Source organism: Azotobacter vinelandii CA (assembly GCF_000380335.1).
Classification (GTDB): Bacteria; Pseudomonadota; Gammaproteobacteria; order Pseudomonadales; family Pseudomonadaceae; genus Azotobacter; species Azotobacter vinelandii.
On the sequence record NC_021149.1, the window covers coordinates 2,862,198 to 2,875,347 of the forward strand.

Sequence of the window (13,150 nt, forward strand, 5' to 3'; positions counted from 1 at the left end):
CTTGGTGCCACCTCGAAACACCGTCGATAGTGCCTTGCCAGTCATGAAGTCATATGCGCGAAAACAGGCAGGAGAATGGGCTTGTCCGAATGAATGGAGCCGCCACCTGCGATTCTTGCCGAAAATCCGACCACTACTATCTCAACGCCTTGGCCAAGCTGGCAGCAGCTGATCCGGTATTCGTTCAAGATTTGGTTTCCCCGTCCGATAAGGGGCCTTGGAAAGTCCCTTCGGAGAAGGATAATGAGCCTGCTGTAGAGCGATGTCGGCCTCTTCTCGTTCGCCTGGTCAATCCAGCATCGCATCAACGTCAGGAAAAGATATTGGACAAGTCGTCACCGCCCCGGAGCACTTATGGCGCTGGCCGAGGGTACATAACCGGAACATGAACCCCACCGACCATCAACACCTGATCGACGAACTGGACACCCTGCTCGCCCGGATCGCGACGCTGCTACAGGGCTTCGAGTCCACCGGTTGCAATCTGAGCATGAAAGCCGACTACATCGCCCTAGGCGCGTGCGCTGAAGCAGCGGCAGGAGCATGCGCACGCGATGGGTGATGACCGAAGTCAGAGCGTCCTGGCGACAATCGAAGGCCTGCATTGAGCGCCTTGGGCGCCAGACTCATGGATAAAGCGGGTTTCACCCGCCCTACACGCCATGGCCGGACGTTCGCGCAAAACGTAGGGCGGGTGGAACCCGCCGGGATTCGGATGACTAAGCCGCCCGCCCACCGATCGACAGCGCGACCGACAGTCCGGCCGCTACCGCGATCGCCACCAGGGCGTCGAGACTGAAGGCGTTGATCTTGCCGGCCTTGAGATTGGAAAAGCGGGGTCCGGTAATGCCGAGCCGGCGGGCCTTATCGCTGTCGGTGCCCGGCCAGGCGGCCGCCTGCTCGGTGATGGCACGCATCAGGGCGGCGCGCAACTTCATGTTCTCGGCCTCGGCCGGGGTGTCCTCGATGGCATCCCAAACGCTGGCAAAGCGTTGTCGTTCAGTCATTTTCTGCTCCTCAGCAGGTCGCGGAGACGGGCTGCCGCCAGATCGATATCGGCCTTCGCGTGGCCTGGGTCCTTTTCTGGAAACAGTGCAGCACATAGACAGCATCCGGCAGGGTGGCCAGATAGATCACACGGAACGCTCCCGAGGCCTCACGGATACGGATCTCACGCACGCCGGCACCCACAGTCTTCATGGGCTTCCAGTCGGCCGGCTCAATACCGTTCTGGATATTGTCCAGCTGGAAACCAGCCTCTCGACGGGCATCGGCCGGAAATTCACGCAGGCGGTCAAGGGAGTCGGCGAGGAATTCAACAGCCTTCATCGGATGGAGTCCTTGTTGTGCCCGGAACATTTTATTGGTTTCGATAAGAGCCGCAAGATATTTTATCGAAACCGATAATCAGCCTTATAGGCGGGTTTCCGCGCATTTCGATAAGGCGGATGGCCGAAGCTGGCGGACGATCCCGCGACCGGGCCGGCACCAGAAGCATTGCGAGCAGGCTCGCTACCCGTGGAGACACGATCAGGTGTGATGGGCGATGTATTCGCTCAGCGCCCGCCGGGTCAGATCGTTCAGCGTGATGTTCTGGCGACTCGCCGCCAAGCTGGCGGCCATGTGCAGTTCGTGGCCCACTCGCACATTGAAAGACCCCTTGCAGGGTATCTCCGGGGTTCGTCCCAGCGCCTCGCAATCGGCCAGATACCCGTCCACCGCCGCCCGGAATGCCGCCGTCAACTCCGCCACCGTTTCGCCCTCGTAGCTGACCAGCGCACGAATGAACAGCAATTTGCCGAACAGGCAATTATCCGCGGGACTGACTTCGACGGAACCGTAATAGCCTCGATGATTCAGTAGATTGCTCATTGGAGCAGCCCTCCTGCTTTCAGGTGTTCGAGCACCTGCTGCTTGACATACGCCTTCACTTCGTTAAAACCCGCCGGGATTCGGATGACTAAGCCACCCGCCCACCGATCGACAGCCCGACCGACAGTCCGGCCGCCACCGCAATCGCCACCAGGGCGTCGAGACCGAAGGCGTTGATCTTGCCGGCCTCGAGATTGGAAAAGCGGGGCCCGGTAATACCGAGTCGACGAGCGTCGTTCGGTCATTTTCCACTCCTCAACAAGTCGCGGAAACGGGCTGCCGTCAGGGCGACGGCCCCCTCAAGTTTCCACCCCCCCATCCGATAAGGCTCTTGGAATCAGCCATCCAAGGAGAACGACCATGAGCTCGCCGCTGAACGATGCCGGCACCCTTTCCAATTCGCCTCTGACCAACCTGACCCCGCGCCAGCGCCTGGAAAACGCGCTGGACGAGTTGCCGCCGGCCCCTGGGAGCGCTGCGGCACAGGCCGAGGGCGCACAGCCGGGGCTGGTCGCCCGCGAGGAGCTGGTCGAGCCGCTCAAGCGGATCAACGAGGTGCTGAGCAGCTACGGCGTAGAATTCCATCTGAGCGAGCCGGGGCAGCGGGTGGTCACGGAGATCGTCGACCGGGAGAGCGGCGAGGTGATCCGGCAGATCCCCAGCGAGGAGGTGCTGCGCATCGCCGAGAATCTCGAACGGTTGCGCGGCATCCTGCTGCGGGAAACGGCCTGAGCCCCGCCCATCCGGCTCAGGAACCCGGAATGACAATGCCTTCGATGGGCCCCAGGGCGGCCAGTTCTTCGCCGGACACCGGGGTACTGAGGGTCGCGCCGCGCATGCTGGACTGATTGGCCAAGCGCACCTGGGCGATCTCTCCCTTGCTGTCGAGACGCTCCACCCAGGCCAGGTCGCCCTCGGCGAAGCGTACCAGCGAGCCGACCGGAATCAGGCCGAACCGCTGGATATAGTGTTGAAGCCAGCGCCGGTCGAGCTGCGCCTCGCGGCCGATCAACTGACGGTAGACGCCACTGATCGCTTGCTCCGGTCGATCCGGCCGCGGCCGCCCCATGGCGTCGATCACATCGACCACGGAGGCCATCCGCGCCAGTTCGCCGAGCTGATCGCCCTGCAGGCCAAGCGGGTAGCCGCTGCCGTCGAGTCGCTCGTTGATCTGCTCGACGATGCCACGAACCACCGGCTCGGCCAGCCACTTGCAGCGGCCTAGCCGCTCGCACAGCAGCGCCACATGCCGCCCGAAGATTTCACGCTGCCGATGATCGAGGGATTCGCTGCGCATCAGTTCCGGCGGCAGCAGCGCCTTGCCCAGGTCGTGGACCAGGGCGCAGGCGCAGATCGCCTTGACCAGTTCGTTGGGCAGGTCACGGCTGCGCGCCAGGTCGGCGAGACGCACCGCCACCGCGATGCAATGCTGGATCAGTGGCGGGTCGTCCACCAGGCAATGTGCGGCGAACAGCAGGTCCTGACGCTCTTCGTCGAGCAATCCCAGCAGATAGTCGCTGTGCCAGGACAACCGGGCCGACTCGATTTCGTTGCCATGTTGCAGGTCCACGGCCAGCCCGCTCAGATAGAGCGCGACCCGCGCCAGGCGACGAGCCATGGGCGTGGCGTAGTCGCGGCCATGGCTATGCGACGGGTCGCCGGCCTGCGCCACCCGGCCGGCCTGGAACAACGGCGAAGGCGCCAGCGCGGAGTCACCGCCGAACGCGCCACGGGCGCTTTCCCGTTCGATCTCGCGCACGTAGAACCACAGCCGGCGCTCCAGATCGGCGGAGGGCCTGTCGAAGGCGAAGCCGAAACGGGCCGCCTTCCAGTCGGGGTTGAGCTGGCGATGGCGGATTTCCCCCCGCAGTCCGATTTGCTGGCCGTTGGGAAAGCGCAGGACGACCTGTTCGACGACCTGTCCGGCCTGCAATTCGCTGGCGGAACCGGCCGGCAGCTCGATCCGGCAGCCGCCCTGCGACAGGTCGAGCAAGCGACCGGCGAACGGCCGCATTCCCCCGGCCGGCAAAACTTCGACCGGCACCGTCAAGCGCGTCGGCAACTCGGCGCGGAAGGCGCTGCGGCGGTGCAGGATCTCCAGCCATTCCGGCCAGGGACAGGCCAACTGGACGCGTCCCGGCACGGACAGGCGCTGCCAGCCGCCCAGCGGTGCACTGCGCAGCAAGGTGCTGGCGACCCGTCCGGCGAGACGGCTGTCGTACCCGCCGGACTCGAGCAGCGGCGCCACGGCCGGTAGTGCGGTCAGGTCGATGACCAGCCGTTCGCCGGGCACCACCTCCATGAGTACCACCGCCAGGGAAGGCGTGTCCGGCGACAGGCCGATCAGCCGGGCGCCGCCCTGTTCGCAGAGCTGCTCCAGCAGGTCGCGACATTTGTCCGGATGCTCGATGCGCGAGTAGGTATCGCTGGCCTGTTCCAAGATCTGTTTCCTTCGTTCATTGCCGGATTAGGGACGTTGGCCGATGTGCCCGCCTCCCCTCTCCCCAACCCTCTCCCCAAGGGGAGAGGGAGCTGCTTGTCTCCCCTCTCCCATGCTTGGGAGAGGGGCCAGGGGAGAGGGAAGTTGGCAGCCAGTCTGCCGCCCCTCTCCCCAACCCTCTCCCCCACGGGGAGAGGGAGCTGCTCGTCTCCTCTCTCCCATGCCAGGGAAAGGGACCGGGGAAGAGGGAGCTGAAAGTCCGGTGATCGGGCATTTCATGAAAATGCTCTGAATCCGCAGAAGACAATCGATGCGATAAGACTGCCAATGGACGGGAAAGCGCCGGGCGCCTCGGTCCGCTACTCCGCCAGGCCGTTGCGCAAACGGGCGACCGCCTGGCTGTGCAACTGACAGACGCGGGATTCGCTGACGCCCAGCACGGCACCGATTTCCTTGAGGTTGAGATCTTCCTGGTAGTACAGGCCGAGCACCAGTTTCTCCCGCTCGGGCAGCGCCTCGATGGCCTTGACCAAGCGCTCCAGATCGCGCCCTTCGGCAAGCTCGACGAAAGGCGAGGCGTAGTGTCCGACGCTCATCGCGTCCACCTCGTCCTCGCCCAGGTCGTCGATGGCCACCAGTTGGCTGCCGTTGCTGTCCAGCAGCAACTGCCGGTATTCGGCGAGGTCCAGCCCCATGGACGTGGCGATCTCGCGCTCTTCGGCGGGCCGGCCGAGGCGCTGCTCGAGCTGGCGCAGGGTATCCTCCAGGGCGCGGGCGTTGCGTCGCACGCTGCGCGGCACCCAGTCGCGGCTGCGCAATTCGTCGAGCATGGCGCCGCGCACGCGCTGGCTGGCGAAGGTGGCGAAACTGGCGCCCTGGGCGGCATCGTAGCGTGACAGGGCGTCGAGCAGACCGATGGTACCGGCCTGGATCAGGTCGTCCAGCTCGACGCTGGCCGGCAACCTGGTCTGCAGATTCAAGGCCTGCCGTCGCACCAGAGGTAGATATTCCTCGAGCAGGTCCCGCTGTCTGATTTTGCCCTGTGCCGTATACATTCCACTGACCTGGAGCATGACGAAAAAACGGCCTGCCCTGCCTGGTTTCGCCGGGACCGATCCTGACCGGATGAAGGCCTTATGCCAGCATTCTCACCTTGCGGCAGAAACCTGAAAGCACCGAACAGTCATCGGGGAAACCGGCTATTCCGGGCTTTGGGCTCTTCAGCGGTACTCGACGATCAACTCGATTGCCCCGACCGGCTGCGGTTCGGCACGGGGCGCCAGGCGAAAGCGGAACCACAGCGGCTGGCCGGCGTCCAGCCCGGCCAGCGCGGCGCTGCGCCCCCGGTTGCGGGGCAGTTCGATGCAGCGCTGCGGATGACAGAGCCAGGCCCTCACCTGTGCCGAGGGCGCCAGCGCGAAGCGCCAGCGCACCTCGGCCAGACGCCGCTCACGGGCAAGATCCGGCGGCTGCAGGGGGACGGAGGCGCGCTCCCGGCCCGGCACCGCGAGGCGCGGGCCGGGAACGTGCGCCTGCCAGCTTCCCGGCGCGCCCTGCCCACCCACGGCGCTTGCCGGCGGGGCCAGCGAGAGGCCGAGCAGAAGTCCGGCGGACATGAAGGTCCCGGCGCGGCGGCCCGACCTCATCCCCTCGGCCCTGCCGGCCGCTCGGTCAACAGCAGCAGCTCGATCCCGAGAAAAGCGCTCGCGGCCTGGCGCAGGTTGTCGAGCAGCCCCGCGTGCGAGACGAAGCCCGGATGCACGACCAGCAGGCGGATCGGTCCGCCACCCTCGCGCAGGCGGCGCAGGCACCGGTAGGCGCGCCGGAAGCCGTCCGGATCGCCCTCGACCCACAGGCCCCAGCGCGGCTGCTGGCAGGCCAGGGTGTGCAGGTGCGGACTGTCCTCCGCCAGGGCGACCAATTGCCAGCGGGCCGGATCACCGACCCAGGCATGGCCGTTGGCCCGCCAGCGCCGCAGGGCCTGGCGCACCCGCTCCAGGCGCCGGGAGCCGGACGGCAGACCGACCACCATCAGGGTCGGGCGCGGCGTCCCGGCGATGTCCGAGGATGGCGCGGCGACCGATGGCGCGGCGACGACGGACTCGGCGTCCGCGCCATGCCGCGCCGCCCAGCGGCGCAGGCCGGCGGCCTGATCGAGCGGACCGAAGCCATCCTGATCTTCCGGGCCAGCCATCAGTGGCCGATCTCGTCGCCGAGCTGGCGGAAGGCGTCGCCGGCGGCCAAAAGATGCAACAAGGAATCGAGCTGCTGGGCGGGACCGCGCGGACGTCGCCCGCCGCCCAGGCCGGCCAGCCTGGCGCGCAGGTCCATCGCCCAATCCTCGGCGGACTGATCCAGGCGGCTGGCGCCGGCGGCCAGGGCGGCGGCGAGGAACAGCCGCAGTTCCGTCCGCGGGGGAGCCTGAAGCTCGCCGAGCGCCTGCCAGGCACGCAAGGTCAGCGCCGGCAGATCCTCGCCAGCCAGCAGCAGACGCACCCCGTCGGCCTGCTCGGCGAGCGCCAGGCGCTCCGTCTCGGGCGACCAGGCCAGCCAGTGGCGCTGACCGAGCGAGCGGCCGCTGTCAGCATCGCGCAGGGTGCCGAACCAGGCTTGTAGCGGCCAGGGTGCCCACTCCCCAGCACGTTCGCCGGCGACGCGCAAGGCGACCGGCAGATACCGTAGTTCCAGCCACAGCGGTCGGCCACGATGGCGCAGTTGCAGGCTGCCATGGTTCTCGGCGACCTCGCCCAGGCGCGCCAGGGCGTGACGTTCGCCCTGGAACTCGACGCGATTGACGGAACGCGCCGCGCCGATCCAGGGACTGCGCAGGTGCGTCAGGGCTCGCAGGAAGCCGCCCTCCGGAGCCACCGCCAGCAGGTGGCGACGCGCTTCGAGCCGCTCGAAGGCCCAGTCCAGACGCTGCTCGTGTCCGGTCGGCAACAGGTGGGCCAGCCAGGGACGGAGTTGCAGTCGCCCCGCCGGGTCCAGCGTCAGCAGCGGCATGTTCCAGGTGGCGCCCGGCACCGGCTTGCCGCTGCCCCAGAGCAGTTGCCGCACGCCCGTGTCGGCGGCCTCGTCCTCCTCTTCCAGCAGCCGGGCCAGCCGCTCCCCCTGTACGCCGGCCGGCAGGGCGGCCAGGCGCCAGGCGCGCTCCAGCAAGGCGAAGCCATCCAGCTCGCGGCGCAGCCCTTCGAACGCGGCGGCCAGGCTGCGGCCACGACCGAACAGACCGCGGGCCCAACTGTCGAGACGCCGTCCGCCGCCGTCCAGCGCCTCCTCGGGCACGAACGGCGACGACTGGCTGGCCGCCAGCGCCTGTCGCAGCAGCGGCCGGGCCTCGGCAACCTGCAGGTCTTCCGGCACCTGCTGGCCGCTGGTCAGATAGTTCAGGCGCAGACCGTGGCGCATGAGGATGTCCAGTACCGGGCCGAGCCGCGCGGCCTCGTCGCACTTGCTGACGATGCAGTCACGCAACCGGGCGCCGGCGGCCAGGGCGGCGCGCTGGTAGGTGCCGACCACCTCCTCCAAGGTGTCACCGTGGCAGGCGGCGTTGAGCAGCAGCATCAGCCGCACCGGGCGGCCGGCGGCGCCGAGCTGATTGATCTGGGTGAGCAGGCGGCGGTCGCGCTGGCTCATGCCGACGGTGTCGATGATCACCAGACGTTTGTCGGCCAGTCCGGCGAGCAGGGGTTCGAGCGGCGCGACGGCGGCCAGCGTGTGCACCTCGACGCCGAGCAGGCGGGCATAGATGCGCAGTTGCTCATGGGCACCGATACGGAAGCTGTCGGTGCTGATCAGGGCAACCTGGCTGGCGCCGTGGCGCATCACGTAGCGCGCCGCGAGCTTGGCGGCGGTGGTGGTCTTGCCCACGCCGGTGGGGCCGACCAGGGCGATCACCCCGCCGGCATCGAGCAGCGCGGCCTCGTCTTCGAGCAGCGGCAGGCGTGCTTCCAACTGACGCTCCAGCCAGGCCTGCAGGGCCGGCGCCGAGGCCGGGCCGGCGGCCAGTTCGGCCGGCAGGCCGGCGAGGATCTCGTCGCCCAGGCAGGGGCCGAAGCCGGCGCCGAGCAGGCGCTGGCGCAGTTGGCCACGGCAGCCGCCGCCAGTCGCCGGGACCGGTATCTGCCGGTCGAGCAGGGCGCGCATGTCCTGCATCTCGCCGAGCAGGCGCTGGCCGAGGGCAGCGAAATCGAGGGGGACGGCCGTCGGCACGGGCGGGACCGGCATCCGCCCGACCGGCGCGGCAGCGGACTCCCGGTGCGCCTCCCCGGCAGCGGCCGGCCGCGCCGGCACGGCGGGGGACGCGGCGGCGGCCTGGGCCGCCTGTTGCTCCTCCTCGGCCAGGGCGAGGATTTCCACGCCTTCGGCGACGGGACGATTGGACAGGATCAAGGCGTCCTCGCCCAGAACCTCGCGCACCTGGCGCATGGCCTCGCGGCTGTTGGGCGCGACGAAACGTCTGACGCTCATGGATCATTTCCCTCCGATCAGGCTGGTCACGCGCAGGGAGCGGTCGTCAGGCAGCTCCACCATGGACATCACCACCAGATGGCGCAGGCGCCGGCGCAGGAAGCGCGAGAGCAGCGCGCGCAGCCGGTGCGGCACCACCAGCACCGGCGGCTCGCCGTTGGCCTCCTGGCGGGCCAGGGCGGTTTCGGTCTGTTGCATCAGGCTGTCGGCCAGACCCGGCTCCAGGGCGCCGTTGTTCACCGCCTGCAGCAGCACCTGCTCCAGTTGCAGGTCGAGGCCGATGACGTGCAGCTCGCTGCGGCTGCCGAACCACTGCTGGGTGATGGCCCGGCCCAGCGCCACGCGCACCATGGCGGTCAGTTCCTGGACATCGTTCGGCTGGGCGGCGGCGTGCTCGGCCAAGGCATCGAGGATGCTGCGCATGTCGCGGATCGACACCTCCTCCTCCAGCAGGTTCTGCAGGATGCGCTGCAGGGTGTTGGGCGGGATCAGCTTGGGCACCACCTCCTCGACCAAGGCCTTGTTCTCGTCGCCGAGCTTGTCGAGCAGCCGCTGCACCTCGCCGCGTCCGAGCAGGTCGGCGGCATGCCGGTGCAGCAGGTGGTTGAGGTGGGTGGCGGTGACCGTGCCGGCGTCGACCACCGTGTAGCCGTAGATCTGCCCGTGCTCGCGCAGGTTCGCATCGATCCAGATCGCCGGCAGGTTGAAGGCCGGGTCGGTGGTGGCGACCCCTTCGAGACGCCCGCTGACCTGGCCGGGATCGATCGCCAGCCACTTGCCGGGATGGATCTCGCCACGGCCGATCTCCACGCCCTTGAGGGTGATCACGTAGGTGTTCGGGCCCAGCTCCAGGTTGTCGCGGATGTGCACCACCGGCGGCAGGAAACCGATGTCCTGGGCGAACTTCTTGCGCACGCTCTTGATCCGCGCGAGCAATTCGCCCTGCTGGCGGTTGTCGACCAGCGGGATCAGCCGGTGGCCGACCTCCAGGCCCAGGGTGTCGACCAGTTGCACGTCGTCCCAACTGGCCTCCGGGGCCTCCATCCTGCTGGCCGGCGGCGCCTCGTTGACCACCTGCTCGACCAGGCGCTCCTGCTCGCGCCGGCTCAGCCACCAGCCGAGGCCGGCGAGCAGCGCGGTGAACAGCAGGAAGACGAAGTTGGGCATCCCAGGCACCAGGCCGAGCAGGCCGATCACAGCGGCGGCCAGGATCAGCACCTGCGGCCGGCTGAACAACTGGCCGAGCATCTGCTGGCCGACGTCCTGCTCGGTATTCACCCGCGAGACGGTGACACCGGCGGCGATGGAGATGACCAGCGCCGGAATCTGCGCCACCAGACCGTCGCCGATAGTCAGCATGACGTAGGTGTGGGCGGCGTCGGCGAAAGCCATGTCGTGCTGCAGCATGCCGATCAGCAGGCCGCCGAGGATGTTCACCGCCATGATCACCATGCCGGCCATGGCGTCGCCGCGGACGAACTTGCTGGCGCCGTCCATCGAGCCGTAGAACTCGGCCTCCTGGGCCACCTCGCGGCGCCGCTGGCGGGCTTCCGCCTCGCCGATCAGGCCGGCGTTCAGGTCGGCGTCGATGGCCATCTGCTTGCCGGGCATGGAGTCGAGGGTGAAGCGCGCGCCCACTTCGGCGATGCGTCCGGCGCCCTTGGTGATGACCATGAAGTTGATGATCACCAGGATCAGGAACACCGCCAGGCCCACGGCGAAGTTGCCGCCGACCAGGAACTCGCCGAAGGCCTCGATCACCTTGCCGGCGGCGCCGGTGCCCGTGTGGCCCTCCATCAGCACCACACGGGTGGAAGCGACGTTCAGCGACAGGCGCAGCAGGGTGGTGAACAGCAGGATCGCCGGGAAGGCGGCGAAGTCCAGGGGTTTCTCGGTGAGCATGCTCACCAGCAGGACCATGATCGCCAGGGCGATGTTGAAGGTGAAGAACAGGTCGAGGACGAATGGCGGCAGGGGCAGGATCATCATCGACAGGATGAGGATGATCAGCACCGGCCCGGCCAGCAGCTTGAAGTCCGGCCGCGCCTGCCAGGAGCCGGAGCCCAGTAGATTGGTCAAAGCTTTCATCGGGTCTGCGATTCCTCGGATTGGCCGCGCTCGTCCATGCCCTCCGGCACCGGCAGGTCGCGCGGGGTTTCCGGCATCTCGCCGCCCTCCTCGCGCACCTGCCGCAGGCGGTAGGCCCAGGCCAGCACCTCGGCCACGGCGGTATACAACTCCACCGGGATTTCCCGGTCGAGATCGACGTGGTAATAGAGCGCCCGCGCCAGGGGCGCGGCCTCCAGCAACGGCACGGCATGCTCGCCACCCAGCTCGCGGATGCGCGCGGCCAGCGCATCGGCGCCCTTGGCGACCACCCGCGGCGCGCCCATCTGCCCGTCCCGGTAGCTGAGCGCGACGGCGTAGTGGGTAGGGTTGGTGACGATCACGTCGGCCGTCGGCACCTTGCTCATCATCCGCGAGCGCGCCATGGCCTGCTGCTGCGAACGGATGCGTCCCTTGACGTGGGGATCGCCCTCCGACTCCTTGTGCTCCTGGCGCAGTTCCTCCTTGCTCATGCGCAATTTCCTGGCGTGGCTCCACAACTGGTAGGGCACGTCCAGGGCCACCACCAGGATCAGCCCCAGCACGATCATCGCGCTGGCCAGGGCCATCAGCCGCATGGCATCGGCCAGGGCCTCGCGGATCGGCATGCCGGACAGCGCCATCAGTTCGTCGATGTATTTGCGCAGGAAAAACACCGCGATCCAGCCGACCAGGATGCTCTTGGCGACGGCCTTGCCGAGTTCGGCCAGCGCCTGGGTCGAGAAGACCCGCTTGAGGCCCTTGAGCGGGTTGAGCCGGGCCAGTTGCGGCTGCAGCGCCTTGGCCGAAACCAGCAGACCGCCGAGCAGCGACGGCGCGACCAGAGCCACCACCGCCATCAGCAGAAACAGCGGCAGCAACGTGAACAGCGTGCCCTCGCCCAGCTCCCAGAAACGCGCCAGCATGCGGGCGCTATCGAAGGCCTGGGCCCGCTCGAACAGCAGGGCCTGCTCCATGACCTCGGCCAGCCGCTCGTGGAGCAGCCCGCCCATGCTCCACAGGGCGGCGATGCCGGCCAGCAGCAGCAGGAAGGTGGTCAACTCGCGCGAACGGGCGACCTGCCCCTCTTCCCGGGCCTTCTCCAGGCGTCGCGGACTCGCCGCTTCGGTCTTTTCCTGATCGCTGCTCTCGTCAGCCATGACCCACCAGTGCGCCGCCGGCGACTCGTGCAGATGAACGGCGGCCATTCTGCCGGGACATGTCCAGGGGCCATCATCCGAACAGCGTGACGAATTCCATGTTTATGCGGCGATTGGCGAAGGCCGGGAGAAACGCCCGCCGCACGCCCACGAGTGCCTGGACGGCAGGAACCGGCTCGCTGGCGATGCGGCAGGACAAAAGCGATCGCGAGCAAGCTCGCTCCACACCCGGCTGCGGCTGCAACGGTGAAGGTTCGCCGTTCCCCCTTGTAGAAGCGGATTCATTCGCGACCCGCGCCGAAGGCGCGGCAAGTCGGCATCGGCGCCCCGTGGGCGGGTCGGTCGCGGATAAATCCCAAGCCACGGTGGATGGATGGCTCCGGCCGTCCACCCTACATGCTGTCGCTCGGTGAGCGGCAAGACGGTATCTACTCCCAGGTCAGAAACCGAGCTGTTCGAGCAGATCGTCGACCTGATCCTGGCTGGCCACCGCATCGCCCGGAGTGGGCTTGATCTGCGGTCCGTTGAGCAATTTCTTGTGGTCGTCGACCGGTTCCCACTCGGCCTCGGCCAGACGTTTCAGAACCGTCTGTTCGTCGCCGTCGGGCACGCTGTCGATCAGCACTTGGAGCAACTGGTGCTCGATCGCCTGGATCACCTCCATCATCTTCTTGATCACCTGGCCGGTCAGGTCCTGAAAATCCTGGGCCATCAGGATTTCCAGCAACTGCCCCTGGGTCGCCTGGGTCAGTTGCGGCACGGCGGCCAGATAGGCACGGGTGTCGGTGACCAATGCCTTGGCCTGTTCCAGCTCCATCGGATCGGCAAACCAGGCCTGCCAGCGCTCGTCCAGCGCCTTCGCGCCCTCGGCCAGTTCGTCCTGGATCGGCTGGGCGCGGTCGACGGCGTTGAGTGCCCGGTCGGCGGCCTGCTCGGTCATCGCGGCGATGTAGCCGAGACGATCGCGCGCATCCGGGATCGCCTGGGCCGCCTTTTCGATTTCCTTGTCCAGACCCAGCTCGCGCATGCTGTCGCGCAACATCCGGGTAAGCTGGCCGATACGCTGGATCAAATCCTCGGGGTTGGCGGTGCCACCCCCGTTCAGCTCGTTGGCGCTCATGGA

The 13,150-nt window shown here is 67.7% G+C and carries 13 protein-coding genes and 1 pseudogene; 2 read left to right on the top strand and 12 right to left on the bottom strand.

Annotation, left to right across the window (positions count from 1 at the left end):
- Positions 1 to 385: 385 nt before the first annotated feature.
- On the top strand, positions 386 to 562 hold the full coding sequence (locus AVCA_RS26420) for a hypothetical protein (RefSeq protein WP_012701341.1): 177 nt from the start codon (positions 386 to 388) through the stop codon (positions 560 to 562).
- Between the two features lie 157 nt (positions 563 to 719).
- Here the strand turns inward: AVCA_RS26420 and AVCA_RS12665 are convergent, their stop codons facing one another.
- The 4 genes and pseudogenes from AVCA_RS12665 to AVCA_RS24960 all read right to left on the bottom strand — a co-directional run.
- Positions 720 to 1,007, bottom strand: coding sequence for a helix-turn-helix domain-containing protein (locus AVCA_RS12665; protein WP_012701342.1), 288 nt, complete (start codon positions 1,005 to 1,007; stop codon positions 720 to 722).
- Between the two features lie 10 nt (positions 1,008 to 1,017).
- Positions 1,018 to 1,329 (bottom strand): type II toxin-antitoxin system RelE/ParE family toxin, encoded by a 312-nt coding sequence (locus AVCA_RS12670; RefSeq protein WP_012701343.1) that lies wholly within the window; start codon positions 1,327 to 1,329, stop codon positions 1,018 to 1,020.
- Positions 1,330 to 1,530: 201 nt separating this feature from the next.
- Positions 1,531 to 1,872, bottom strand: coding sequence for a type II toxin-antitoxin system HicB family antitoxin (locus AVCA_RS12675; protein ID WP_012701344.1), 342 nt, complete (start codon positions 1,870 to 1,872; stop codon positions 1,531 to 1,533).
- 88 nt (positions 1,873 to 1,960) lie between these two features.
- A pseudogene (locus tag AVCA_RS24960) lies at positions 1,961 to 2,092 on the bottom strand (XRE family transcriptional regulator); the annotation flags it as partial.
- A gap of 140 nt (positions 2,093 to 2,232) precedes the next feature.
- Between AVCA_RS24960 and AVCA_RS12680 the strand changes: the two are divergent.
- The gene (locus tag AVCA_RS12680) at positions 2,233 to 2,604 is read left to right on the top strand and encodes a flagellar protein FlaG (RefSeq protein ID WP_012701345.1); all 372 of its coding nucleotides are present in this window, start codon (positions 2,233 to 2,235) and stop codon (positions 2,602 to 2,604) included.
- Between the two features lie 16 nt (positions 2,605 to 2,620).
- On the opposite strand, the gene AVCA_RS12685 is transcribed toward AVCA_RS12680, so the two are convergent.
- The 8 genes from AVCA_RS12685 to cheZ form a co-directional block, all read right to left on the bottom strand.
- Positions 2,621 to 4,312 (bottom strand): HD domain-containing phosphohydrolase, encoded by a 1,692-nt coding sequence (locus AVCA_RS12685; RefSeq protein WP_012701346.1) that lies wholly within the window; start codon positions 4,310 to 4,312, stop codon positions 2,621 to 2,623.
- Positions 4,313 to 4,671: 359 nt separating this feature from the next.
- Positions 4,672 to 5,367 carry an RNA polymerase sigma factor FliA gene (locus AVCA_RS12690; RefSeq protein ID WP_012701347.1) on the bottom strand — a complete coding sequence of 232 codons (696 nt, stop codon included), beginning with the start codon at positions 5,365 to 5,367 and terminating at the stop codon, positions 4,672 to 4,674.
- A gap of 165 nt (positions 5,368 to 5,532) precedes the next feature.
- A complete protein-coding gene (locus AVCA_RS12695) occupies positions 5,533 to 5,928 on the bottom strand; it encodes a flagellar protein FlhE (protein ID WP_012701348.1) in 396 nt (131 codons plus the stop codon).
- A 26-nt stretch (positions 5,929 to 5,954) separates the two neighbouring features.
- Positions 5,955 to 6,506 carry a hypothetical protein gene (locus tag AVCA_RS12700; protein WP_012701349.1) on the bottom strand — a complete coding sequence of 184 codons (552 nt, stop codon included), beginning with the start codon at positions 6,504 to 6,506 and terminating at the stop codon, positions 5,955 to 5,957.
- On the bottom strand, positions 6,506 to 8,782 hold the full coding sequence (gene flhF, locus AVCA_RS12705; protein ID WP_012701350.1) for a flagellar biosynthesis protein FlhF: 2,277 nt from the start codon (positions 8,780 to 8,782) through the stop codon (positions 6,506 to 6,508). The genes AVCA_RS12700 and flhF overlap by 1 nt, the downstream gene beginning before the upstream one ends.
- Positions 8,783 to 8,785: 3 nt before the next feature.
- Positions 8,786 to 10,870: a flagellar biosynthesis protein FlhA gene (flhA, locus tag AVCA_RS12710; RefSeq protein WP_012701351.1), complete on the bottom strand. Its 2,085-nt coding sequence runs from the start codon at positions 10,868 to 10,870 to the stop codon at positions 8,786 to 8,788.
- The gene (gene flhB, locus AVCA_RS12715; RefSeq protein ID WP_012701352.1) at positions 10,867 to 12,075 is read right to left on the bottom strand and encodes a flagellar biosynthesis protein FlhB; all 1,209 of its coding nucleotides are present in this window, start codon (positions 12,073 to 12,075) and stop codon (positions 10,867 to 10,869) included. Before flhB ends, flhA begins: the two co-directional genes overlap by 4 nt.
- Positions 12,076 to 12,466: 391 nt before the next feature.
- Entirely contained in the window at positions 12,467 to 13,147 is a 681-nt protein-coding gene (gene cheZ, locus AVCA_RS12720; protein WP_012701354.1) for a protein phosphatase CheZ, read from the bottom strand.
- Positions 13,148 to 13,150: the final 3 nt, after the last annotated feature.

Coding starts and splice junctions, on each gene's coding strand:
- AVCA_RS26420 (WP_012701341.1), top strand. CDS start 386: ATGAACCCCACCGACCATCAACACCTGATCGACGAACTGGACACCCTG.
- AVCA_RS12665 (WP_012701342.1), bottom strand. CDS start 1,007: ATGACTGAACGACAACGCTTTGCCAGCGTTTGGGATGCCATCGAGGAC.
- AVCA_RS12670 (WP_012701343.1), bottom strand. CDS start 1,329: ATGAAGGCTGTTGAATTCCTCGCCGACTCCCTTGACCGCCTGCGTGAA.
- AVCA_RS12675 (WP_012701344.1), bottom strand. CDS start 1,872: ATGAGCAATCTACTGAATCATCGAGGCTATTACGGTTCCGTCGAAGTC.
- AVCA_RS12680 (WP_012701345.1), top strand. CDS start 2,233: ATGAGCTCGCCGCTGAACGATGCCGGCACCCTTTCCAATTCGCCTCTG.
- AVCA_RS12690 (WP_012701347.1), bottom strand. CDS start 5,367: ATGTATACGGCACAGGGCAAAATCAGACAGCGGGACCTGCTCGAGGAA.
- AVCA_RS12695 (WP_012701348.1), bottom strand. CDS start 5,928: ATGTCCGCCGGACTTCTGCTCGGCCTCTCGCTGGCCCCGCCGGCAAGC.
- AVCA_RS12700 (WP_012701349.1), bottom strand. CDS start 6,506: ATGGCTGGCCCGGAAGATCAGGATGGCTTCGGTCCGCTCGATCAGGCC.
- flhF (WP_012701350.1), bottom strand. CDS start 8,782: ATGAGCGTCAGACGTTTCGTCGCGCCCAACAGCCGCGAGGCCATGCGC.
- flhA (WP_012701351.1), bottom strand. CDS start 10,870: ATGAAAGCTTTGACCAATCTACTGGGCTCCGGCTCCTGGCAGGCGCGG.
- flhB (WP_012701352.1), bottom strand. CDS start 12,075: ATGGCCGCCGTTCATCTGCACGAGTCGCCGGCGGCGCACTGGTGGGTC.
- cheZ (WP_012701354.1), bottom strand. CDS start 13,147: ATGAGCGCCAACGAGCTGAACGGGGGTGGCACCGCCAACCCCGAGGAT.